The organism is Thioalkalivibrio sp. AKL7, assembly GCF_000381705.1.
Taxonomy (GTDB): Bacteria; Pseudomonadota; Gammaproteobacteria; order Ectothiorhodospirales; family Ectothiorhodospiraceae; genus Thioalkalivibrio; species Thioalkalivibrio versutus.
On sequence record NZ_KB906948.1, the window covers coordinates 34,624 to 57,186 of the forward strand.

A 22,563-nucleotide genomic window follows, 5' to 3' on the forward strand; every position below is an offset into this window, starting at 1 on the left:
GCCAGAGGCTCGGCGCAGCCTCGTGGTTACGGGGTCGCCGTCTCTTCCAGGGTCGAGATCAGTGCCTTTCGGTCGGCCTTGCCATTGGCGTTGAGCGGCAGGTTGTCCAGCGAGTGGATGGCCCGGGGCACCATCACCGTGGGCAGTCGCTGGCGGAGCCGGTCGCGGATGGCCGATTCGTCCATATCTTCCGCGACCACGAAGGCCACGATCCCCGAGGCGCCGCTTTCCGTTCGTGGCCATCCGACGGCCACGGCCTGGTCCGTGCCGGCGGCCTCGCGCAGTGCGGCCTCGACCTCGCCGAGCTCGATCCGCACCCCGCCAATCTTGATCTGGTGATCCAGGCGGCCGAGAAAGATGATCGGTTCGCCCGGGGCCGGGCGGCGCACCAGATCTCCGGTGCGGTAGTGCACGCGCCCATCGTCCAGGTGCACAAAGGCCTTCGCCGTGCGCTCGGGGTCTTTCCAGTACCCGGGTGTCACCTGCGGACCGCTGATCAGCAGTTCGCCCTCGGCCCCGACCGGCACCTGCTGCAGGGTCTCGTTCGCCACGCGCAGTCCGACCTGGTTGCCCGGATAGCCGATCGGGACCATGCCGTGCTCGCATTCCGCCGGCGAGCGCTCCCCGTCCCAGCGGTAGTAGCAGGCATCCACCGTGCATTCGGTGGGCCCGTAGGCATTGTCGACAATGGCATTGGGGGCGGCGGACGCCATCGCCTCGGCCAGCTCCGCTGACAGGGCCTCCCCGCCAAAGCGGCACAGGCGCAGATCCGGGAACCGTCCCGGCGCCCAGCCGTTGCGGCGATTCATCCCGTGCCCGGCCGAGGGGGTGATGTCGATTACCGTGAGGGTCTTGTCCGCGATGTAGCGGTTGGGGTTGAACCACTCCTTGGCGGAGGGGCAGCACAGGCAGGCGCCAAAGGCCCACGACACGTACAGGTCGAACATCGAGGAATCGAAGGTGATGTCGTAGAACTGCGAAAAGCGGTCCGTCTCGCTAATGCCGAACTCGCGGTAGCGCTCCTGCGACATCTCCACGAAACGGGCTGCGTTGCGCTGCAGAACCCCCACACCCTTGGGGACGCCCGTGCTGCCGGAGGTGAAGAACAGGCAGGCCAGGTCATCCGGGGATACGGTCGCTGGCGCCCAATCCGCGGGCCGAGGGGAATCGCCGGCCACCCGGACGTCGTGTCGGGGCCAGCGCGTTTGCAGGTCCTCAAGCCGCTGCGTATCGGGTAACAGGATCAGGAGCGGCCGGGAGAATGCCTGCAGCAGTTCATCGAGCCGTTCAAGACCCTGGGTATCCACCAGCAGCGCCGACAGATCGGCCTGTTCGGCCATGGCCACCGTACGTTCCGTGGGGAACCCGGGGTTCAGGGGAACCAGGGTGTGGCCGGCCATCAGGGTGCCCAGAATCCCCCGGTACATCGCGAGCGAGCGCTGGGCCAGTACGCCGACCCGGCCGGGCCCGGTCGGGCTCTGCTGCAGCGTGTCCGCAATATCCGCGCCGGCCGCGAACAGCTCCTCGTAGCTCAGGGCACGACCCTCGACCTCCAGGGCGGGGCGTTCCGGGAAGCGTTCGACGGAGCGCAGGAAGCCGGTCAGTAAACCCTTCGTTATCCTGGCGTTTGGCATGGATGCAGTCCTCGCTCTCCTCGGGAACCCTTTACTGCTGCGGCTCCCGGGGGTTTTTGGGTCGGCCCGGACCGGCGGTTCATCTGGCCAGTCGTGCCCAGGCACGTCCACGGTGCCTTCAGCGCAGCATCCGCGAACGCCCCATCTCGTACAATCCAAACGAGAAGCCGGCCACCAGGCCTGGCTAACGGCCGCCTGATGGCGGTTGTCTACGGGGCCGCGACACGGCCCCTCGTGCGAAGGATCCCGGTTCGGCGAAACCATGCTGCAAACCCTGTACAAGCTGAATGCCCTGCTCGACCCCCGCGATCGCGGCAAGGTCGTCTTGCTGCTGATCCTGATGATCGCCACGGCGTTCATGCAGACCGCCGGCATCGCCTCGGTCATGCCGTTTCTGGCGGTACTGTCCGATCCGGGCATGGTCCATGACAACGAGATGCTGCGCTTCGCCTACGAATGGCTTGGCTTCGAGTCGACCGGTCGCTTCCTGTACTTCCTGGGTCTTGCGGCCTTTGTTCTGTTCATGACTGGTACCGCGCTTCAGGCATTCAACCAGTGGGCCATTACGCGGTTCACCCACATGCAGCAGTACGAGCTCTCCCGGCGCCTGATGGGGGACTACCTCAGCCGTCCGTTCACGTTCTTCCTTAATCGAAACTCCGGTGATCTGGCGAAAACGGTACTGCAGGAAACCACCCAGGCGATCAATGGCGCGCTGATGCCCGCGCTGAAGCTCGTGAGCCAGCTGTTACTCGCGGCCTTCATCATTGCACTTCTGGTTGTGGTGCAGCCCTGGCTGGCTTTGATCGCAGCGGCTGGCCTCGGTGGCATCTATGCGGTTATTTATGTGGCGTCGCGGACGTGGCTGAACCGCATCGGCCTGGACCGCGTGGAGGCCAATCGCGAGCGTTTCACGGCCGCGGCCGAGGCCTTTGCCGGTGCCAAGGAGATCCGTCTTTTGGGGCGGGAGCGTGATTACCTGGAGCGGTACCGGAAACCATCCAAGCGGTTTGCGAGTCACCAGGCGAATGCGGTCCTGCTGCAGAGCCTCCCGCAATACGCGATCGAGGCGATTGCATTCGGCGGGGTTCTCGTCCTGGTGCTCTATCTGATGGCGGGGGACGGTGGGCTGGCTCAGGCCTTGCCCCTGATCGGCCTGTACGCGCTGGCCGGACGCCAGTTGATCCCGGCGTTTCAGAAGATCTTCCAGCAGGTCGCTTCGTTGCGTTTCAATGCGGCCGCGGTCGACAGCGTTCTTCGGGACCTTGGCCAGTTCTCTGACAGTACGCCTCCCCTTTCGCGCAACGATCGACTCGCTCCGCTGGCTCCGACTCGGTCCATCAAGGTGCAAGGTCTCACCTATCGGTATCCCGAACACGAGCACCCTGCTCTGAAAGACATCTCTCTGGAGATTCGCGCCAGAACCACGGTCGGATTCGTGGGCTCGTCCGGTGCCGGAAAGAGCACCCTGGTCGACGTGTTGCTGGGTCTGTTGGAACCCGAGCAGGGCACTATCCTGATCGATGGCGAACCCCTGACACGAGCCAACATCCGTCGCTGGCAGGCAGCCCTGGGCTACGTCCCGCAGCACATCTTTCTCGCTGACCAAAGTGTGGCAGCTAATATCGCCCTGGGTGTTCCGGAAGACAAGATTGACCAGCAAGCTGTGGAGCGAGTTGCTTGCCTGGCTAACCTGCACGAATTCGTCATCCAGGAGCTCCCGAACGGTTACGCAACCGTCATCGGCGAACGTGGCACTCGCCTCTCCGGCGGGCAAAGGCAACGCATTGGTATCGCTCGCGCCCTTTATCGCGACCCCGATGTGCTCCTATTTGATGAAGCTACCAGCGCGTTGGATAACGCCACTGAGCGGGCGGTGATGGAAGCAATCCACAATCTCTCCGGAGCCAAGACGATCATCTTGGTGGCGCATCGGCTTACCACCGTGAAGCCCTGTGACCGGATCTACGTGTTACATAAGGGCCGCATTTCGGAGGACGGTTCTTATGAAGAACTGTCGAGCGCCGGAACGCTCTTTCACCAGCTTGCGGCCGGGGTTGAGTGAGTCGCAGGTGAATTTCCGACTTACGCTTGGATGGAGTAAGCGATCAATGGCGAGTCAAAGGGGTTAGCAGTCCATGGGAGTGCTGAGCACGGAAACGTTGTACCAGGACGATCCCGAAGGCCGCCGATATGCAGCGGGGAAAGGCGTTTGGCGTGCCATTTGTGCAGATGAGTTGCGGGCCGCGCAAGCGCTGGCTGAAGGACCATGGGCAAAAGCCTTGGAAGGGGTGGACTACCCATGGCTTTGCTGGAATGTGGCCGACGAATGGTGTTTGGTCCAGCAAAGGATGGTCCGATCAGTCGGTTGGACCCCTGTGGTAGGTTTTGATCCACGCGTGGGGGAGCCTCCCCTAGTGGAGGGCGCGATTCTCGTGGATTTTAACGCCGGCCTCGACTTCCCCATGCTCCACATGGCGTTCCCGATGGAACTCGTCTACCTGTTTGCCCCTCGGCTAGCCTTTTGGCACTCCGATCTCTTGGTCCGTGAGCCGCTCTTCCGAGAGTTGGCCCAGCGTTTCCGCCAGTTGCCAGATGGAGCCACTGCGGCCGTGGACGTCCGAAACCGCTGGTTTCGCCGGATCCCGAGCGGCAAAAGGGGGCGTTTCTGGGAGCTGATCGGGTGTACCACCCGAGGTGCCAGCGCTGATCAATTCGCCAATGGCTGCGGCTGGTGGAAGTGGATAGACGATCATCCCAACGGCCCCGACGACGAAAGGGAACGCGTCGCACGGCGAGCCTACAGCTGGGATCACGGGGGCGGTATCCTGGCTTGGAACGAACGGTGCGGGGGGAAGGTTAAACCCATTCGTGCCAAATCGCTGCATGAGGGCCATTGCACCCGTATCGGCAACAAGCTGTACGAACCACAAGGTCCAATGGACGTCCGCCGCGACTTGAGTCGGAATTTGCTGCACAACTACGACTTGCTCGAGGTATGTGGCCGTTTGGGGCTTACTCGGTTTCTCCGGGACTGACCCGCATGGAAATGGCCCGAAGATTGACCCCACAGGGGGGGGCACCAAGACCATACCGGATCCTTGTGGGGTGCTGCTTTGCATACCTTATGTGAATTTAACTCGATTTCTATGAATGCGTGATCCAACCCGTGGGGCAAGTCCATTTCTGCATTGCGTAGCGGCTCTGGTCTTTTTAACGCCTTCAACGCCTAACATCCGCGCTGGTTAATGACGATGCATTCCAAAATGAAAAACATCTGGACCCGCAGCCTATCCACGCATCGTAAATACGGACTGATGGGTGTCATCCATTCTGTTCGTTGGCGTTTTCGAATGCTGCGTACTGAAGTCCGATCGAGTTGGCGTCAGCGTTGGTGTGACTGGGTCGGTGTCAAAAAGGTGGGTAGCCCATACGGCGTAGACTTTGTTCCAAATTGGCGCGACCTGACGTTTCGGTTTTATGTGAACGGTGCCTATGGTACCGGCCTCGCGGACCTTCTGTCTGAACAGGACTCACCGTTTTTCTTCATTGACATCGGTGCCAACCAAGGGCTTTATAGTATTCTTGCGGCTCGGAACCCTCAGTGTCGTAAGGCGATCTCGTTAGAGCCGATAAAGGATACTTTTGAAACCCTAAAGAAGAACATTATCTTGAATGGCGTGTCGGCTCACGTGGTGGCGCTGCCTTGGGCTATCAGTAATCGTCGTGGTAATGCGAGGGTATCATCCAATCCCAACCATAGCGGCGCGAGTAGCTTAGAGCGCTGGAGTGACGGGCAGAAGGGGGAGGTCGTCGAGCTGCACGAGTTCTCTGATTTGGAGCAGTACGTGAGTGGCGAGATGCTCCCAATATTTGTAAAGATCGACGTTGAAGGGCATGAGCCTTCAGTGATTTCATCGATTGCTCAATCGACGCAACTTTGTCCTCGCATATCCGATATCGTGTATGAGGTGGATGAGAGGTGGGTGTCTGTTCCTGAACTAAGACGGAAGTTGGAAAATATCGGATTCAAGCAGTTCACGGACATTGGTAGTGGCGCGCATCGGGATGTTCATGCGGAGAAGTAGTTGGCGGTCCTTTGGAACATGATGATGTACCTAGATCCATGTGTGGTTCGGTTTAGGGGCTCGTTCGGGCTTCGGGGTCACGTTCGGGGTCACGGCAGAGTGGATCCGCTGCGAATAGAGCCTCTCCCTGCTCTAGCGGGTAAAGGGTTGCAGCGTGGCGGATTCGCGGCGTTCCGTGCCAGGCTCTCGAACTAAAGTCGCGCACGTATGAGGAGGACTTGATTAGTGTGGATCCTTACGGTGTGCCATAGCTCGATTGTTCGTCTCGACTCTTCTTTCGGTTGGTGGTTCTTCACGGATCGGGGTATCGATGTGAAGGCGTCTCTGCGAAGCTGCAAGCGGATGGAAGCTCTTTGCCCCGCTTGGTTAAAACGTTTCCATGGGCGGGCTGCCTCTTCTATGCAGACGTTCGAGCAATCGTGGAGTCAGCTGCTTCATTCGGTTGTGGCTCGTGTTTGGGCGAGCGGAAGCAAAGGCGACGTGGGCCTTTCTTGCCCGTGAGGTGATTTCTATGAAGCAGGAGCCTTTGGACTTTCGGCTTTGCAAGAGCAAACCCAGGCCCGAGCCATATTTCGTCGCTCGAAGCACCGCGTCGGGTGTTTGCATTGAGGGGGAAGAGCACGTGCGTCTGGGTCATGAGCTCGACCGCGGTCTCGGTAGAGAAATGGACGGAGTCTTCGGCCGTTGGGACTGGGACGGGAGAAGGCTGATCGTAGAAAACGATCGGTACGGGATGTATCCATTGTTCTACAGCACATGGGGGAACGAGATACGGATTTCGCCGTCGATTCGGCATGTGCTGGCAGGCACCTTCCCCAAAACACTCGACTTCGGGGCGTTGGCGGTTTTTCAGAGGCTGGGAATCTTCCTAGCGAACGATACCCCCTTCGAGTACGTGAGGGTTTTGCCCCCGGGCGTACGGCTTATCTGGGCAAAGGGAAAGATTTCCGTGGAACCGCGTTTTTCCGGGGCATCCAACGTAGCGCCCAAGGTGGGAAATTTTGACGAGGCCGTCGACCAGTATGCCGGCCTGTTCGCGCAAGCAATCAGCCGCAGGGTTCCTCCCGATGGCGGATTTGATCTGGCACTCAGCGGGGGCAGGGATTCACGCCATATCTTTCTAGAGTTACTGGCTCAGGGCCATGCTCCGGGGAGAGCCGTGACGGTTCAGGGGTACCCGCCGATCGATGACGAGGACCGGATCATTGCACGCGATCTCGCACGGGCCGCTGGTCAGCCGCATGACGAGGTGGACTATCCACCGTCTTATCTCGATGCAACCCTGCAGGATATTGAGCGGACCGAATTCTGCGCGAGTGGGCACACTTGGCTTGAAGCCCTGGCCAGCTATTTTTCGCATCGTGAGACGAAGTGTATTTACGACGGCATTGGAGGTGACGTGCTGTCGGCAGGACATACGCTTACGGAGCAGAAGCAGCAGCTACTCGTTTCTGGCCAGACATCACGGTTAGCTGAGCAGCTGTTGGGCGAATCAGGAAATGAGGAGTTTATTCAGTCATGTTCTCAGGCCGACTTTCAAAAACGGATTTCGCGCTCGGTGGCAATCGACCGCTTGGCCGAGGAGCTGGCTCAACACTGCAGTGCACCGAATCCACTGCTCTCGTTCGTCTTCTGGAATCGCACTCGTCGATGCATCGGGCTCATTCCCTTTGGTCTCTTGCGAAATGTCGAAACGGTATTTTGCCCGTTTCTCGACCATGATTTGTTCGACTTTCTGATGGGGCTGAACCCTGCCTACGCGCGCCAGGGATTGCATGACGAGACAATTCGCCGCAGCTACCCGGAATACGCGCACGTACCTTATGAATCTCGAAGCACGACGCCACCAAGACAGCGTGATCTCGATCGGTATTACCGCAAGGCGGCGCGCGAGACACTACTGTATCTGGCCAGAAACCCTGGGCTGATGCGTTCCCGTCTAGTGAGGACTGGGCGCTTCGCGGCAATGCTGGCACGTTCTTCTGTTGCCCGGCATCCAGGGAAGCTTTGGTATCTTCAGCCATTGTTAAGAAGACTAGAAATGGAACGGGCAGCGGGAGGAATCCATGGTCTCTGAGCCGAACTCAGAGATTTGTTGATGATCTCCTACAGGGTAGCGTTCCCTGGGACAAGCTCGGCGTCCATAGGCCCTGCTGCTCTGCCGGGGGAGGGGGTTGCGTTTTCAACGGACCAACGTAACCGTAAATTGCCAATCTCACCCTGCGTTCAATTTTCCGGAACTATGTTTTTTCACTCCTGCGCGACATAAAAACACTTTCACGTATGGTGTGCAATTAGACGCGGGAAAAATAATCTGTCTGATTTTAGATGTTTAAAATACTCTACGACTTCCCCGGTGAAGCTCGGTTAGCTGTTGGCTGACGCTTGGTTACCCAATCTTCGCCGAATGGCACCGATTGTATGCTGAGCCAGCCGCCTTGTTTGCCGTATCTTGTATCGCATCTCGATAACCCTGGAGCTTGCGATGAGGTGCGCTTTTAGCGGGGCTCGAAACCGGTACCGTTTCATCGCATCTCGTAGCTCCTTATCGTAAGTCCTTTGTCCTCGAATGGTTCTCGCGATGTATCGAATTCGCTCCTTCTCATAAACTTTAAGATCGAACGATTCGCTGAATTTTTCGAGATTTCCTGTGATTTCAAGGCAAAGGAGTGTCCTCATGCATTTTTCACAGCGCGAGCAGTTCTCCCCCCTTTCATTAATTAGGCATACGTCCAAGCCTGTCCGAGCCGTGTGGTTCTCTACGAGGGCCACCGTTTTCTCCACCCGCGTGAGTTCGCCACCAACCGGAAGTACTTCGATGGATTCGGTTCCGAGAAGGGGTAGTAAAACGGGATCTGCGCGCGCGATCAGACGCGTTTCTCCAACGAATGTAGCGTCGTACGGGTAGGCTGACGAGTATAGAAATCGGCACGTTCGCTGTTGGAAAAGGAGTCCTGTCGCACTGTTTCGTACGGAATGTGTCTGAACGAAGTCGAGTTCATCAGATACTTTGAAAAATTCTTCCATGTTCGAGTCAATTGGAACAAGTTCGAGCCCCTCTTGGGAGGCCTTTGGTTTTAGGCGGTTATATCGTTCGAGGAACTCTTTTGTGTTGGATTTGGTTTGCGATCCTACGTTGTTGTAGGTCAGAAAGGATAGCGCAAAGCCCTGCGGCGCGTTCGCACGATGGTATTGCGTTAGGGTGCAGAAGGAGTCGACGCCGGAAGAAAATCCCGTCGCAACCAGCCCGTCCCCATGGTGAGGAGTGCGTGGCGCGGGGGTCGCCTTCACCTTCACCCGTGTTAGGTAGGGGGCAATGGCGAGGAGGATGGTCTGAATTGGGCCGTTAAGGTTCCGGAGAAGTTTCTCGGACACGGTTGTGGAGAGGTGTATGTCTTCACCTAAAGCCATGGCGGGCATCAGGAGGGCTAGCGCGGGCGCGTCGGATTCTTCGGATATGTGGCCGGAATAACGGCTGAACGTACGGAAGTAAAGGCTGTTCGGCAGTTGTGGATGGCGAACTGCTGTTTCGAAAATGGCCCAGCCATCTTCTTCCCGTTGCTCCGTTCGTTCGACGTAGATGGTCATGGCGGTCGTCCCCATGGGTGGTGTTGAATTTCAATCGAAACCGCCCTTTTTTGTTTGTGCTTGCGCAGCGTGTCGGGGTCGGTCGCGTGTATTGTAGTTTCTATCGTACGAGCATCTGGTGTTTCTTGGTTTGGAATGGCGTCTTTGTTTGAGGGGGGGTTATTTAGCGCAATCCGCCTTTAATTTAGAGGCGCCTTTCGGGGGTTGTTCGGCGCCGTCGACTTCGCTGCATATCTGTGAGTTGAAGTCGTGGATCTTGTTCTCTATGCGCTGGATGCGATCCAGAAGAATGCGATCGGGCCCCAATTGGAAATTACCTTTCCGTGAGAGTTGTTTCATTTTTCGGGAAAAGGTGTTTCCCTTGAGTTTCGCAAGGACCCAACCATGGGGATACCGGTTGGCGTGAGACCATATCGTCGGAAGCTTCTGAAAGTGGACTTCAGTCTGCATGCTCGCTGACCAGTCGTGCCACTTGCTCAGTAGCATTTGTCGGTTTGTAATCACGGGGAGCCACGGAACACGGAGTGCTTCGGCGGTGATCGCGCCGTGCATGGCGGAGCAGATGAGCTTGCGGGACCGGCCGATCTGATCGATTACGCTGTCGCAAGGGGCTTCCGGATGAATGAAATGAACGCCGGCCTGCTCGCAAAGCTGGCGCATTCGTTCGGAGAAAAGGGCGTGATGCGGCATGAAGGCGCAGTCGATATCTTTTTTCGGGTTGAGGTCTTCGGTGCGGTGGAGGAGGATGCCGGGGTCAGAGATGGCGAGTTTCGGGTCCAGGTTCAGAGAGGCGGCGGTCAAGGGGCCCCGTACGAAGTGCACCGTCCAGCGCGCGACGGCTTCTGCTGGGACCGTTCCATAGCCGAGGCCGCTGCCGAAAATGTGGAGAACGCCCGAGGCGGGCAGGCGCTCATTGAGCAACGTCCCTATGCCTACAAACACCTCGTTGGAGCCTGGCTCAGCCTCCAGTGGCGTTCGGATGAAACGTGGCCAAAGGTAGTCGTTGAGAGCGTCGCCAAAGTTGGGTCGTTTACGATAGCTATAGAGATACATCTCGAGCTCCAGCACAATCCAGGGGAGCGCCCCGGATGTTGGGGTTGTATTAGAGGGATGTAGGTGTCAAAAGGCAGCTTTTCGGTCCCCGTCGTGGAGATATCAAATTGTCCGTGAGCCCTTCGAAGATTGCAGTGGTCATACCGTATTTCCAGCGCAAGCGGGGACTTCTGCGCCAGTGCGTGCGTTCGGTTCTGGACAACGCCGCGGGAGTTGACATAGAGGTCCTGGTGGTCGATGACGGGTCGCCACTTCCAGCCGAGGAGGAGATCGGCGATTTCCTGGAGGATTGTCCGGTCGAGGTTATTCACCAGGAGAATGCGGGGCCAGCGGCTGCCCGAAATAGGGGCCTCGAGCATGTCGCTCCAGGCACCCGCTATGTCGCCTTTCTGGATTCCGATGACGAATGGATAGGGCCGTTTCTGGAAGATGCTGTGCGAGCCCTTGACCAAGGATTCGACATCTTTGTGGGAAACAGTCGACGAACCGGAATCCCGACATCGCGCTTCCAGTGGTCGGATACTCGGAACGACAATATCTGTCCCGAGGAGCACCGCGTGGTGGATCCGGAACACGACTTGTACGAATACGTTGGGGATTTCTTTGACCTTTTGGTTCGGCGAACCAATATCATTGGTCCCACGACCATGGCGTACCGACTTGACCGGTTTCCCGATGTCCGTTTCCGCGAGAGTCTTTTTCAGGGTGAGGACCGGTTGTTCAAACTGACCCTGGGGCAATCGATCGGACGCGTGGCATTTTCGCCCCGTATTTATGCCGACGAAGGCGAGGGCGTGAATATCTTCGACAAGTCGGGCTGGAAGACGGAAGGCTATCTTCGCCTGACATCCAACTACATCGCGCTCGCGCGCATGGTTCTTGAAGAGATTCGGCTGGATGGGAAGCAGCGGGCATTTGTGCGGGGGCAGCTGGCGGACTCGCGGCGTTCTTTCGTCGCGGCCGTCTTGCACCAGCTGAGGCACCGTAAACCCCTGGACTGGTCTTTGGTGAGGGCGACGCTGCGTCGAGATCCGCTTGGGGCTGGCCTGTTCTTGCCGAACATTCTGCGCCTTGCCCTCGGACGCCTTGGACAAAAGGGTGGGCGGCCAACGGCGTAAGCGATGTTGGGCGGCTAGCATGGCGCGTCCCGGTGCCGACTGGGCCATTCGAGTGTCAGTTCGGACATGTAAGTGCCTTTCAGGATGCTTGCGGGGCTCTGGCAAAACCCCATGCCACCGGCAATGGCGGAGGGCAAGGGCGTCTCGTGCCAGTCGCCCGATGAGCAGTCGCGCTGGGCTCCGTTCACGGCTTGTCTGAACCGGCGATGCACCCGTCGCGTGTCGGTGACAGCGTGTCCGCCCGGGTTCAGGAGGGTGAGCGTCTGCCGACCGCCGTATTCGAGGTTCAGGCGCTGCACGATGCAAGGCCTCTTCAGGGAAATGATCAGGGTGACAGTGCCGACGACGTCCCGGTATGGCGCTCTCCGCAGGGCGGCGCGCCGGCCTAACGCGCCATCCAGCAACCGCCAGTCGAGTGCGGCCAGGGTTCGCGCCGGGGGGCTTGTGTCGGCAAGGCGAAGCAAAGGGCGCGGGTGTCCCGAGAGCGTTACTCGCAAGCGTTCTTCCGAAGCCTCGTTTTCGCACTGTTCGAAGTCAGTGAGTCCGAACAGGCGGTCGTCAATCAGGAACACGGGCGTCCAGCCCGCCAGGGCGGGAGCGTCCAGCAGGGCTTTTACGGGTATTCGGGCAGGCGCGGGACAAAGCACGTTCCCCTGCCAGGTCACGTGCAATGGCACGCCACCGGCATAGCGCAGCTCCACGGCGTCGCGGCTGAAGGCCTGTGGAGGCTGCCCGTGGGTAGCGACCAGGGCAACGGTAGCAGACAGTGTTCCAGCCCGGAGAAGCTCGGTCCCCGTGTGGGCTGGCTGTGCGGCCTCGAGCGCATCGAGGTAGACGGCATGCTCGCGATCAGGGCGGTTCGTGCGACAGCGCGCCGATGCGACTATGGCCGCGGCCCAGGCGTTGTAGACCGACAGATGCATGTAGGGGTCCCAGCCTGTGCCCGAACTGGCGGTATCGGCGGGGTTCAGTGCCAGGAAGCCATCGGGTCGAATCTGGTCGGACCAGCGCCCAAGAAGGCCGCTCAACATCCGTCCGGATGCGGTGTCCTGGTGTGCGTCAGTTGCGGCCCCGAGCAGTAGCAGGCTCGCTACCAGACAGGCATCTCCAAAGAGCGCATGGCTGCTCCGGCCGAGGCCGCCAGCATGGCCGTGGCCGTCCCACACGTAGAGGCTCCATCGCAGCAGGCGCTCGATGGTGGGCTGCCATGCTTCCGGTTCGCCAAGCTCCGCGGCCATGACCGCCACGAACAACGCTTTGTGATGATAGGCCGCGGGTGTGGCCCCGCGTGCCGGTGTGCCGGGGCGGGCCGGGTAATCAACGAAGGCGCCGGAAGGGGTTGTCCAGCGGTCAAGGAGTCCGCGCAGGCGCGCATGCGCCCGGGGTTCGGCCTTGCCGTTGGCCTCCTGCAGTTCGCACAGCCGGGCCAGCAAGGTCCAATTGTTGGATGGGTAGCGGCGCGTCAACTTGCAGCCTTGAGCCAATGCCCTGCTGTGCGCCACTTCGCTTGCCGGTGCCCCGGATCGCTCGAGGTGTTCCGCGAGCAGGTTCAGCAGGAAGCGGTTGAACGGGGCGTGCCCGGTCTTTCGCGCGGGCAGGGCCTCCCACGCCTCCAGGGGGTACCGCCACATTCGCGAGTCGGGGCCATCCTGGATTGCAAGCGCGAGGGCGGCACCAGTTTGGCCGTAGTGATCTGCGGGTGTAGGGGCTTCATCAACTGGATCGTGCAAGCCAGAGCCGGGCCGGATGTGAGTACGTAGTGCAGTGGCGAGCGTCTCTAGACACCGGCCCAACTCGGAAGCCGCAGGCGCGGAGGAAGGGATGATTGGTGTGGCCCCCATCAGGTCGGTAATCACAATCGACTTAAACCCTGGGCGACGACGGCCCCATCAGGGTGCCGGACATCACCGTGTCCTTGTCTGCGCGGACTGGTTCGGGGTCGGGATCGGGGCCGGAGGCGAGGCCTGGCTCCGTGGGCGGATCGGATGCCGGGGCCGTGGCCGCTTGTGGGGCCTGTTCCAGTTCCCTGCGCATGATGACGGCCAGGGCGATAAAGGCATACAGCAGGTTGAAGTAGGCGACATCCAGGAAGATGCCGGATATCAGATAGCCTACGAGCCCAATCTGCAGGGCCCAGGCGTACTCCGACAGCCAGATCTCTCCTGTCCGTTGGCGCGCCGTTCGCCGGACCCGGTTGAGAGTGTGAAAGGTGAAGGCCATTAGCAGCAGGAATACGGCCAGGCCTCCGAACCCGTGTTGTCCCAGGATCCCGAAATACACGCTGTGGGGAGACAGTACGTGGCGCCAGCTGCCCTCGAAATTGGCATAGCCCATCCACCAGTCATAACCGAGAGCTGAGTTCCGAAACCCCATGCCGGTGAGGGGGCGTTCCATCGCCATGTTCCAGGCCACGCCCCAGGACTGGATGCGTTGCATGGCGGAGGTGTCTTCCTCGTAGGTCTCGATCGTCTGCCAGCGCTCGACCAGCGGCTCCGGTGCGGTCACGCCCACCACCGCTATCAGGAAAAAGCCGACGCCGACCATCAGCCACTTCTTCTGCATGTGCCAGAAGAGCAGGGGCACGATCGCGAGCAGGCCCACGAACGCCCCGCGCGAGTGGGTGGCGAGGATCGCGATGGCGGTGAGCCAGAAGACGCCGTAGAGGAACCAGCTAATGGGGCGCGAGAATCGACGGAGCAGGTCGAATCCGAGGTCGACCCACTGGTGATGGAACATGCGCGCGCTTGCCAGGATGAGTGGCAGCACCATGAGCATGGCCAGGCCGATGTAGGTATTGCCGGAAAGGTAGGAGCCAACGGGCCCAAGGACCATGTGGGCCCCGCCCGTCTGGAGGGCGAAGATGCCGCCCTTGAATCCGTAGAAGGCGAGCGAGGCGGTGATCACCAGCAGCAGCCAGACAATGCGGCGCTCGCCGTAGATCAGCAGGGGCGTGATGAAGGTGATCAGCAGGATCTTCATGAAGTGGATCCAGAAGTCCCAGGCGCCACTGGAATTCACCGCGAAGTGGCTGGTCATCGCGAAATACGCCGCCAGCGCGAACAGCATCACCGTCTCGCGGGTGAACGGAAACGGCTTGCGATCCTTTGCCAGGAACAGTGCGACCAGGGTCGCCCCGCCCAGGTAGGTGGCGAGGGGGGCCCCGCGCATGAAGGTCCACGCATGCCACTGGGGCGCAAAGAGCCCGACCCAGAACCAGGCCAGGATGCCGATCCACGCGTAGCGCACGATCAGGGGAACGAGCACGACGACGATCAGGGCGAGCAGGTAATCACGCATGCAGTTCGAACCTCGCGCCGCTGTGGCCGGGACGGACGGAAAAGGGATGGCTCATGGCGCGTCTTTTCGAATGTTACACGCGGCGAGACGCATGTAAGGCCGGGCCGACGAACGGACTACTAACGCTGTGGCCAGGCCGCAGCCAGCGGTGCGAAGTGCGTGGGGTATGATCGACCCGTCAGTCCCCGACACCCTTGGCGCCGAATGTCCTTTCTCCTGCACGATTCCGTATTGATGCAAGCCGAGCGCTCGGCGGCCGTACCGGCCCTGCGCCATCGGGATGGCGTCGAGGACTATGCGACGCTGGCGGCCAGTATCGAGCGCGCGGCCTCGCGCCTGCTGGATTGCGGCCTGGAGCGTCAGGAACGCGTCGCGGTCTACCTCGAAAAGCGGCCGGAGACGGTTCACGCCCTGTTCGGTGCGGCTCGCGCCGGCGGTGTCTTCGTTCCGGTCAACCCGCTACTCAAGGCGGAACAGGTGGCGCACATCCTGCGCGACTGCAATGTGCGCATCCTGGTGACTTCCGCGGACCGCCTGGCGGCACTGCGTGCCGGCCTCGCCGGGTGCCCCGACCTGCACACGGTGCTGGTGGTGGGGCAGGAGCCGAGCCAGGACTCGGGTCAGGACTCGGGCGATGCCGGGGGCGGGCATGTGCGAGTGGACGCCTGGGACGCCGCGCCGGATCGCGATGGATTGAGCGGGCACCGGGTGATCGATACCGACATGGCCGCGATCCTCTACACCTCCGGGAGTACCGGACGCCCCAAGGGGGTTGTGCTTTCGCACCGCAATATGGTCGCGGGCGCACAGAGCGTGTCGACCTATCTGGACAACCGGCCGGATGACCGCATCCTCGCGGTGCTCCCCTTCAGTTTTGACTATGGCCTGAGCCAGCTGACCACCGCCTTCCGGATCGGGGCCGAGGCCGTGTTGCTGAATTACCTGCTGCCGCGCGACGTAATCCGGGCCGTGGAGCGCGACAGCATCACCGGCCTTGCGGCCGTCCCGCCTCTGTGGATCCAGCTCGCCCGCCTGGAATGGCCGGAAGCGGCACGCGCCTCCCTGCGCTATATCACCAACTCTGGCGGTGCGATGCCGAAGGAGACACTCGCGGCCCTGCGCGAACAACTTCCGCGCACCGATTGCTACCTGATGTACGGATTGACCGAGGCATTTCGTTCCACCTATCTCCCGCCGGCCGAGCTGGACAAGCGTGCCGGCTCCATGGGCCGGGCGATCCCCAATGCGGAGATCCAGGTGGTGCGCGAGGACGGCAGCCCCTGCGCCCCCGGCGAGCCGGGCGAGCTGGTTCACCGGGGTGCGCTGGTTGCCATGGGGTACTGGAACGATCCGGAACGCACGGCGGAGCGTTTCCGCCCTGCGCCGGGCCAACCGCCCGGTGTGCCACTGACCGAGATGGCGGTGTGGTCCGGCGATACGGTACGCATGGATGCGGATGGGTTCCTCTATTTCGTTGGGCGCCGTGACGAGATGATCAAGACTTCCGGGTACCGCGTGAGCCCCAACGAGGTGGAAGAAGCGGTCTATGCCACAGGGCTGGTGGCGGAGGCCGCCGCGCTGGGGGTGGAACACCCGGGCCTGGGGCAAGCGATCGTGCTGGTGGCCCTGCCGCAGGCCCCGGGGCTGCGGGCGGATGACCTGATCGACGCGCTGCGCCCCCATTTGCCGGGTTTCATGCTGCCGGCGCATGTCGGTTTGTGTACCGAGCCGCTGCCGCGCAACGCCAACGGAAAGATCGACCGCAAGGCGCTTGCCAGCGAGTTTGGCGACCTGTTCCGGGAAGGGGTGCCGGCGTGAACGATACCCGCCCCGACCACAGCCCGATGGACCAGTTCAGCGTGGTGGACGACTGCCTCCAGCTTGGAGGGCAGTCGCTCGTGGATCTGGCCGCACGCATCGGACAGACCCCCTTTTATGCCTATGACCGGGACGCAATGACCCGCCGGGTCGCGCTGCTGCGTCGCAGCCTGCCGGATGGCCTCTCGCTGCATTACGCGATCAAGGCCAACCCGATGCCGGCGGTCGTACAACACATGGCCGGGCAGGTGGACGGGCTCGACGTGGCCTCGCAGCGCGAGATGCAGGTGGCTCTCGATACCGTGACCGGCCCGGCTGATATCAGCTTCGCCGGACCGGGCAAGTCGGTGCCGGAGCTGGAGGCCGCCGTCGCGGCCGGGATTACCATCAACCTGGAATCTCCCACCGAACTGGAGCGGGTCGGCGCGATTGCTGCGCGTACCGGGTATCAGGCCCGGGTCGCGGTCCGGGTGAACCCCGATTTCGAGCTGAAGAGCTCCGGCATGCGCATGAGTGGCGGACCCAAGGCCTTCGGGATCGATGCCGAACGGGTCCCCGGCCTGCTGGCCCGCATTGGCGAACTCGGGCTGCATTTTCGCGGTTTCCATATCTTCTCAGGCTCGCAGAACCTGCGACCGGAGACCTTGGTCGAGGCGCAGGGGCAGACGTTCGAGCTTGCCCTGCGTCTGGCCGAGTCCGCCCCGGGGCCGGTCGAGATGCTGAACATCGGCGGCGGCTTCGGTATCCCCTATTTCCCGGGCGATCAACCGCTGGATCTCGGGCCGGTCGCGGAGCACCTGGAAGGCCGTCTGCCTGCGGTGCGGGATGCGCTCCCGGATGCAGAGATCATTCTCGAACTGGGGCGTTACCTGGTGGGCGAAGCGGGCATTTACGTGGCCGAGATTCTGGATCGCAAGGAGTCGCGCGGTCAGGTGTTCCTGGTCACCAATGGCGGCTTGCATCACCACCTGGCCGCTTCCGGAAATTTCGGCCAGGTGATCCGCAAGAACTATCCGGTGGTGGTGGGCAATCGCGTGCACGGCACCGAGCGCGAGGTCGTGAATGTGGTGGGCCCTCTGTGCACGCCGCTGGACGTGCTGGCCCAGCAGATGGAACTGGCACGCGCCGACGTGGGTGACCTGATCGTGGTCTTCCAGTCGGGCGCTTACGGCTACACCGCGAGCCCTACGCGCTTCCTCAGCCATCCGGAACCCGTGGAGATCCTGGTGTGAACGGCGCCATTGCCGCGCCCCCGGAAAGCCCGGCCCTGCCGCTGGCGCGGCAGACGGTGTATCTGCCTTTCCGCTTCGGGTATCGCACCCTGGCGGAGCCGATGCGCACGATGCAGGTGCTGCAGCTTCCGTTTACCCGGATTCGTGCCGAGCATGCCGAAGAGATCCTGACGGCCGCGCCGGACGAGGACTGCCTGATCCGCTCCATGCCGGTGGAGGCGCCCCTGCCGCGCGTCTCGCGGTTTCGGGGGCGATTGCGCTTCGTGCCCCGGCAATACCAGCGCCACTTCATTGATCTGACCACCGGGTGGGACGCGTATCAGGGACGGTTCAGCGCGAAGACGCGCGCGAGCATGCGCCGCAAGGTGCGCAAGCTGGCGGAGGCCTCCGGCGGCGCGGTCGACTGGCGCCAATACGACACGCCGGAGGGGATCCAGGAGTTTCATCAACTCGCCCGCGAGGTGTCCGCCCGGACCTATCAGGAGCGCTTGCTGGATGCCGGTCTGCCCGGAGGCAAGGCGTTCGTCGAGCAACTGGTGGAACGAGCCCGTGAGGGGCGGGTGCGCGGGTACCTGCTGTTTCTGCAGGGGCAGCCCATTGCCTATCTGTACTGCCCGATCGACGACGGGATTCTGCGCTACGCATTCCTCGGCTACTTGCAGGAGCATGCCGACCTGTCGCCCGGCACGGTCCTGCAGTGGCTGGTGCTGGAGGCGCTGTTCCACGAGGAGCGCTTCGCCCTGTTCGATTTCAGCCCGGGGGAAGGCGCGCACAAGTCCCTGTTCGGGAAGGACTCCCGCTATTGCGCCGACGTGTACCTGTTGCGCCCGTCCTGGCGTAACCGTGCCCTGGTGTATTCGTATCTGGCAGTCACGGAGCTTTCGCGTCTGGCCAGTGATGTCCTGAGCCGCTTGCAGCTCAAGGGCCGGGCCAAGCGCCGTGCCCGGGCGGCGGCAGCAGGCTGAGGGGCGCTCGCTCGTGCGCCGACTGCGCCTGTCACCGATGATGTTCGAGGCATCCGCCCTGTGGCTGCTCAAGCGACTGACCGGTCTCCAGGTCCACTGGCTCTACGAACTGCGCGCGGACGCCACGGACGGGAGTCCGCACGGGGGGGCACCGGACGTCGGCTACCACCAGTTTCGTGATGTGGCGGGGTTCGACGGTCTGCCCGAGGATCAGGCCCGGTCGATCGCGGGACACACCGGCCGCTCACCCCGGCGCCTGTTGCGCGAGGGCGGGCGCATCCATGCGCTGGAGACGGGCGGACGGATCGTGTCGCAGCTGAATGTGCAGTTCGGCGCATTCGATGTCTCCACGCCGATTCCGTTGCGGTTCTCCCTGCCGGCCGAGGCGTTCTTTGTCTCCTTCCTGTACACGCCGGAATCCGAGCGCGGGCGGGGGCACGCCCAGGCACTGGTGCGGCATGCCTGCGAGACGCTGTTTCGGGAAGGCTACGGGCGCGCGTACTGTCATGTCCGCTCCACCAATATTGCCTCTCGCCGGGCATTCCGGCGCGCAGGCTGGCGGCCGGCGGGGATCATTGTCGCGACCACGTCCGGACGCCTTGTCGCCACCCCCGGTACCCGCCGGCGGGGGTTCGGCGTCACGCGCCTCAAACCCGCCGCAGAACCCTCCGGATCCGGTCCTTGAATTTCAGGCGTGCGGCGAGGGCAGAGAGGGTGTCAGAGAGCCTGTTGAAGCTGCCCAGCGAGATGTAGAGGAGGGTCCCCCGCACGTTTCGGGGGAACAGGTAGAACTTGCCTTCGCGGCGCGACTGGTTCGAGAGTTTGCGTTTCGCCGCGTTGTCCCCATGCAGCATGTCGACACGCTGGACGGTTGGTGACAGCGAACAGAGGTCCTGGAGGGTCCGTGCTTGCAAGACAATGCCCGGATGCCATTCGGACCAGTCCGGGTCGTAGCCGATGTGGTGGCTGAAATAGGTGCCCTGAAAGACAAAGCCGACTCTCCAGGCGACCAGCTTCTGGTCCACAAACAAGCCGTAACATCGCGCGTAGCCGCGTTCGGCGGCGGCCTGCAACATGCGCTCAATCCAGTGCCCCCGTTTTACCCCCAGTCCAAGCAGACGGCTCTGGTAGGTGCGGGCCGATACGGGCTCGACGGTATCAAGGAACGCCGTGATCTCTTCCGGTCGGGAGAAGACATCCAGGCGTGCGCGTTGACCGAAGTGTTCGCTGAATCGACGTTCACTGCGGCGGATGTCCTGGCGGGCCTTGCGTGGCAACGAGCCGAGATACGCATCGAAGGTGCCTGACAGGTCCGCAAGACGCCGCGTGTCCGTCTCGCCGCTTTGCAGTACGTGGTAGTGACGGCGGAGCTCGGCCGATTGCAGCGCCTGCCAGAGGGGTTCGCCTTCGACCACGCCGATCAGGAACACCACGCCGCGCCGGTCCAGGTGGCCTTTCAGCTCGCCGAGGACGGCCGTCAGGTCATCCTGCGACCAGTCGGGCAGGTTGCCGGTGAGTACATGGCGGCGGATCTCGATGCGCCTCAGGGCCATGCCACCGAGGACGAAGCTGAGGGCCCCGTCGTGGACATAGATGGGTAACTGGCGGGAGTCCCGCTCGGCCAGCAGCACGCTGCCGTGGCCGGGGTGCCGTATGGCGAGCAGCCACTCCGGGTCATGCTCCATCATCGTGCCCGGCGCCGGGGGCGTGAAGGTCTCGCCCGGCGAGGCCTGGCGCAGGACCCAGTTCGCTGCGCGGGCACGATCGGTCTGCTGGGTCGCGGCGGCGCTGGGGGAGCGGGCCATGCTCACACCCCGACCGAGGCGTGGTTGAGGCGGTTGACGAGGATGCGCCCCAGAGCCCGGTAGGCGGGGACATCGAGGGTGTCTTCATGCGGGGCCGCCGGCTCGTTTCCGAGTGTGCTCATGCAGGCCGCCTCCAGACCGGGCTGTTCCGCGACGAATTTGCACAGTCGCTTCAGGCGGTGACGATTGACGCGATCAAGGGTCGGCGACCGGGCGGCGTCGCCTCGGTGCTTCACGAACTCGAATGGGTGGGTGAGGACCACGACATCCGATACGCCCTGTTCGCGGGCCTTTTTCAGGACGGTCCGGGTCTCCGGCCAGGAGCATCCCGTGATCGTGAGGGTCTTGTAGTGGCGCTCGCCCCGCAGGCAAAAGTCCGTGTAGGTGGTGACCGGGAATTCGCGTATGCCGTCGATATCGTGATGCCCGGCGAACAAGTGCAGCTCGGGCTCGCGCGGGCGGTAGATCGCCAGGCCGATGTTCGAGGCGATCCCCATGCCGCAGCGGCGCATCGCCGCGTAGACGCCAAGCCCGACCTTGAGCCCGCCGGTACGCAGGACCGTGGGCGCGGGCAGGCCCCAGCGGGTGAAGGTGTCCTGGCCCATCCGGATCAGCCGAACCTGCTCGTCCTCGCTGCGGCGGGTGATGTCATCGTTCGGCGGATTCGTCTGCAGCTGTTGAGACCAGTTCGGCTGTTCGAAGTACGTCCAGCAGGGGTGCAGGTGGAGTTGCACGTCATGCCCCCGCGCGGCGATCTCGCGCGCGATGCCCCCCATGAGCTCGTCTCCGAAATAGCAGGTGTTCAGGGTCTCGACAAAGAAGGTGCCACGAATGCCGTACTGCTCCAGGGTCTCCAGAAGATAGCCCAGCCCTTCCGAGCGACCATGGCGCTCGCAGTAGACGGACGGCGGGCCGATCGGCCGCCGGCCCTGCGGGTCGGCAAAGGCCCCGCCGATGCTGAACTCGGTGTCGACCGTGATGTGGACACGGGTGGTCATGCGGCGCGGCGTTCCAGGGGTTCGGCGAGGTTGCGGGCCAGGCGCAGGCCGAAGCGCAGGGGCGTGCGGTCCCAGGGGGTAAAGCGCGGGAGCTGGAACGGATCGGAAGCCGCGCGCGCGGCGCCGGCGGCGGTGGAGACGGCGGCATCGAAGCCGCACTCGCGCGCGATCTGCACGTGCTCGGCGGCGTAGTCGCGGTCCGGGCGGCCGTTCGGGTAGGCGAACAGGCGCAGCGGGCGGTCCAGCAGGGTCTCCAGATCGGCCTTGCCGCGCTGGATCTCGGCGCGCGCGGTGGTGGCGTCCACCTCGGTGAGGATCGGGTGGGTGGCCGTGTGCCCGCCGATCCCCATGCCCGCCGCCGCCAGTTCGCGGACCTGCGCGCGAGTCATCATCAGGTCGTCAGGAAGTTTCAGTCCGAAGCGCCGGGCAAGTGCCTCGGTGCCGGCCGTGCGCTGCTCGGCGGGCTGGTACTTGAACTGGCCGATCAGTTCGCGGATCAACTCCCGCCGGTCGGCGATGGTGTCCAGCTGCCGCTGTCCCAGACCCTCCGGCGTCAGATCGATGGGTCCTGCTGGCAGGCGGCGTACGGTCTCGATCAGGGTATCGTTGAACATGCGCCCGCCGTCGAGATACCCGGTAGCGATGAAGAACGTGGCCGGCACGCCCGCCTCGCGCAGGATCGGCAGGGCGACCTCGGCGTTGTCGGCGTAGCCGTCGTCGAAGGTCACGCTGACCGCGCGGGCGGGCAGGGTGCCGGCCTGCAGGCGGTCTACGGCTTCGTCCAGCGGCAAGGGGTTCATGGAGCGGGCCAGCAGGCGCATCTGCCAGCGGAAATCATCGGCGTAAGGGTCGCCGGGCAACAGCGGGTCGGGTGCCGGCAGGACGCGGTGATAGATCAGGATGGACAGGCGCGCGCGGGAGCCGCCGGGCGACATCAGGGACAGCAGCGAGCGCAGCAGCATGCGGG

General features: G+C 62.5%; 17 protein-coding genes. 9 read left to right on the top strand and 8 right to left on the bottom strand.

The window, feature by feature from the left end; genetic code table 11:
• Window positions 1–26: 26 nt before the first annotated feature.
• Window positions 27–1,634 (bottom strand): amino acid adenylation domain-containing protein, encoded by a 1,608-nt coding sequence (locus G315_RS0103060; protein ID WP_019611911.1) that lies wholly within the window; start codon window positions 1,632–1,634, stop codon window positions 27–29.
• A gap of 262 nt (window positions 1,635–1,896) precedes the next feature.
• On the opposite strand from G315_RS0103060, the gene G315_RS0103065 reads away from it, so the two are divergent.
• From G315_RS0103065 to G315_RS0103080, 4 genes are all read left to right on the top strand, one after another.
• Window positions 1,897–3,699 carry an ABC transporter ATP-binding protein gene (locus tag G315_RS0103065; RefSeq protein WP_019611912.1) on the top strand — a complete coding sequence of 601 codons (1,803 nt, stop codon included), beginning with the start codon at window positions 1,897–1,899 and terminating at the stop codon, window positions 3,697–3,699.
• A 73-nt stretch (window positions 3,700–3,772) separates the two neighbouring features.
• The gene (locus G315_RS0103070) at window positions 3,773–4,672 is read left to right on the top strand and encodes a hypothetical protein (protein ID WP_231367504.1); all 900 of its coding nucleotides are present in this window, start codon (window positions 3,773–3,775) and stop codon (window positions 4,670–4,672) included.
• 228 nt (window positions 4,673–4,900) lie between these two features.
• Window positions 4,901–5,722: an FkbM family methyltransferase gene (locus tag G315_RS14005; RefSeq protein WP_196801693.1), complete on the top strand. Its 822-nt coding sequence runs from the start codon at window positions 4,901–4,903 to the stop codon at window positions 5,720–5,722.
• Between the two features lie 511 nt (window positions 5,723–6,233).
• Complete coding sequence (locus G315_RS0103080; protein WP_018144809.1) at window positions 6,234–7,799, top strand: asparagine synthetase B family protein; 1,566 nt, start codon at window positions 6,234–6,236, stop codon at window positions 7,797–7,799.
• Between the two features lie 290 nt (window positions 7,800–8,089).
• On the opposite strand, the gene G315_RS14525 is transcribed toward G315_RS0103080, so the two are convergent.
• Window positions 8,090–9,310 (bottom strand): hypothetical protein, encoded by a 1,221-nt coding sequence (locus G315_RS14525; RefSeq protein WP_155985170.1) that lies wholly within the window; start codon window positions 9,308–9,310, stop codon window positions 8,090–8,092.
• Window positions 9,311–9,469: 159 nt separating this feature from the next.
• Window positions 9,470–10,363, bottom strand: a complete 894-nt coding sequence (locus G315_RS0103090; RefSeq protein WP_018144807.1) for a polysaccharide pyruvyl transferase family protein — start codon at window positions 10,361–10,363, stop codon at window positions 9,470–9,472.
• A 107-nt stretch (window positions 10,364–10,470) separates the two neighbouring features.
• Here G315_RS0103090 and G315_RS0103095 point away from each other — a divergent pair, with 107 nt between their 5' ends.
• Window positions 10,471–11,481, top strand: a complete 1,011-nt coding sequence (locus G315_RS0103095; RefSeq protein WP_026338814.1) for a glycosyltransferase family 2 protein — start codon at window positions 10,471–10,473, stop codon at window positions 11,479–11,481.
• A 14-nt stretch (window positions 11,482–11,495) separates the two neighbouring features.
• Here G315_RS0103095 and G315_RS0103100 read toward each other — a convergent pair whose 3' ends face one another.
• Window positions 11,496–13,322, bottom strand: a complete 1,827-nt coding sequence (locus tag G315_RS0103100) for a hypothetical protein (protein ID WP_026338815.1) — start codon at window positions 13,320–13,322, stop codon at window positions 11,496–11,498.
• A 22-nt stretch (window positions 13,323–13,344) separates the two neighbouring features.
• Window positions 13,345–14,778: a putative O-glycosylation ligase, exosortase A system-associated gene (locus G315_RS0103105; RefSeq protein WP_019611915.1), complete on the bottom strand. Its 1,434-nt coding sequence runs from the start codon at window positions 14,776–14,778 to the stop codon at window positions 13,345–13,347.
• A 204-nt stretch (window positions 14,779–14,982) separates the two neighbouring features.
• On the opposite strand from G315_RS0103105, the gene G315_RS0103110 reads away from it, so the two are divergent.
• The 4 genes from G315_RS0103110 to G315_RS0103125 are packed head-to-tail and all read left to right on the top strand — an operon-like array spanning window position 14,983 to window position 19,478.
• Window positions 14,983–16,596 carry an acyl-CoA ligase (AMP-forming), exosortase A system-associated gene (locus tag G315_RS0103110; protein ID WP_019611916.1) on the top strand — a complete coding sequence of 538 codons (1,614 nt, stop codon included), beginning with the start codon at window positions 14,983–14,985 and terminating at the stop codon, window positions 16,594–16,596.
• On the top strand, window positions 16,593–17,828 hold the full coding sequence (locus G315_RS0103115; RefSeq protein ID WP_019611917.1) for a pyridoxal-dependent decarboxylase, exosortase A system-associated: 1,236 nt from the start codon (window positions 16,593–16,595) through the stop codon (window positions 17,826–17,828). Before G315_RS0103110 ends, G315_RS0103115 begins: the two co-directional genes overlap by 4 nt.
• The gene (locus tag G315_RS0103120; RefSeq protein ID WP_019611918.1) at window positions 17,825–18,793 is read left to right on the top strand and encodes a GNAT family N-acetyltransferase; all 969 of its coding nucleotides are present in this window, start codon (window positions 17,825–17,827) and stop codon (window positions 18,791–18,793) included. Before G315_RS0103115 ends, G315_RS0103120 begins: the two co-directional genes overlap by 4 nt.
• Before the next feature lie 37 nt (window positions 18,794–18,830).
• A complete protein-coding gene (locus tag G315_RS0103125) occupies window positions 18,831–19,478 on the top strand; it encodes a GNAT family N-acetyltransferase (protein WP_026182050.1) in 648 nt (215 codons plus the stop codon).
• On the opposite strand, the gene G315_RS0103130 is transcribed toward G315_RS0103125, so the two are convergent.
• From G315_RS0103130 to G315_RS0103140, 3 genes are read right to left on the bottom strand one after another with little or no spacing between them, the layout of a single operon-like run.
• Window positions 19,441–20,598 (bottom strand): GNAT family N-acetyltransferase, encoded by a 1,158-nt coding sequence (locus tag G315_RS0103130; protein WP_019611919.1) that lies wholly within the window; start codon window positions 20,596–20,598, stop codon window positions 19,441–19,443. The two genes, G315_RS0103125 and G315_RS0103130, sit on opposite strands and share 38 nt — an antisense overlap.
• 2 nt (window positions 20,599–20,600) lie before the next feature.
• Complete coding sequence (locus G315_RS0103135; protein ID WP_019611920.1) at window positions 20,601–21,596, bottom strand: polysaccharide deacetylase family protein; 996 nt, start codon at window positions 21,594–21,596, stop codon at window positions 20,601–20,603.
• Window positions 21,593–22,558, bottom strand: a complete 966-nt coding sequence (locus G315_RS0103140) for a polysaccharide deacetylase family protein (RefSeq protein ID WP_019611921.1) — start codon at window positions 22,556–22,558, stop codon at window positions 21,593–21,595. Before G315_RS0103140 ends, G315_RS0103135 begins: the two co-directional genes overlap by 4 nt.
• Window positions 22,559–22,563 lie beyond the last annotated feature (5 nt).

Bases quoted from the DNA above. Each gene is read 5' to 3' on its own strand.
- G315_RS0103090 (WP_018144807.1), bottom strand. From the start codon at position 10,363: ATGTATCTCTATAGCTATCGTAAACGACCCAACTTTGGCGACGCTCTC.
- G315_RS0103060 (WP_019611911.1), bottom strand. From the start codon at position 1,634: ATGCCAAACGCCAGGATAACGAAGGGTTTACTGACCGGCTTCCTGCGC.
- G315_RS14525 (WP_155985170.1), bottom strand. From the start codon at position 9,310: ATGACCATCTACGTCGAACGAACGGAGCAACGGGAAGAAGATGGCTGG.
- G315_RS0103065 (WP_019611912.1), top strand. From the start codon at position 1,897: ATGCTGCAAACCCTGTACAAGCTGAATGCCCTGCTCGACCCCCGCGAT.
- G315_RS0103100 (WP_026338815.1), bottom strand. From the start codon at position 13,322: ATGGGGGCCACACCAATCATCCCTTCCTCCGCGCCTGCGGCTTCCGAG.
- G315_RS14005 (WP_196801693.1), top strand. From the start codon at position 4,901: ATGAAAAACATCTGGACCCGCAGCCTATCCACGCATCGTAAATACGGA.
- G315_RS0103080 (WP_018144809.1), top strand. From the start codon at position 6,234: ATGAAGCAGGAGCCTTTGGACTTTCGGCTTTGCAAGAGCAAACCCAGG.
- G315_RS0103110 (WP_019611916.1), top strand. From the start codon at position 14,983: ATGTCCTTTCTCCTGCACGATTCCGTATTGATGCAAGCCGAGCGCTCG.
- G315_RS0103130 (WP_019611919.1), bottom strand. From the start codon at position 20,598: ATGGCCCGCTCCCCCAGCGCCGCCGCGACCCAGCAGACCGATCGTGCC.
- G315_RS0103105 (WP_019611915.1), bottom strand. From the start codon at position 14,778: ATGCGTGATTACCTGCTCGCCCTGATCGTCGTCGTGCTCGTTCCCCTG.
- G315_RS0103070 (WP_231367504.1), top strand. From the start codon at position 3,773: ATGGGAGTGCTGAGCACGGAAACGTTGTACCAGGACGATCCCGAAGGC.
- G315_RS0103125 (WP_026182050.1), top strand. From the start codon at position 18,831: ATGATGTTCGAGGCATCCGCCCTGTGGCTGCTCAAGCGACTGACCGGT.
- G315_RS0103140 (WP_019611921.1), bottom strand. From the start codon at position 22,558: ATGCTGCTGCGCTCGCTGCTGTCCCTGATGTCGCCCGGCGGCTCCCGC.
- G315_RS0103135 (WP_019611920.1), bottom strand. From the start codon at position 21,596: ATGACCACCCGTGTCCACATCACGGTCGACACCGAGTTCAGCATCGGC.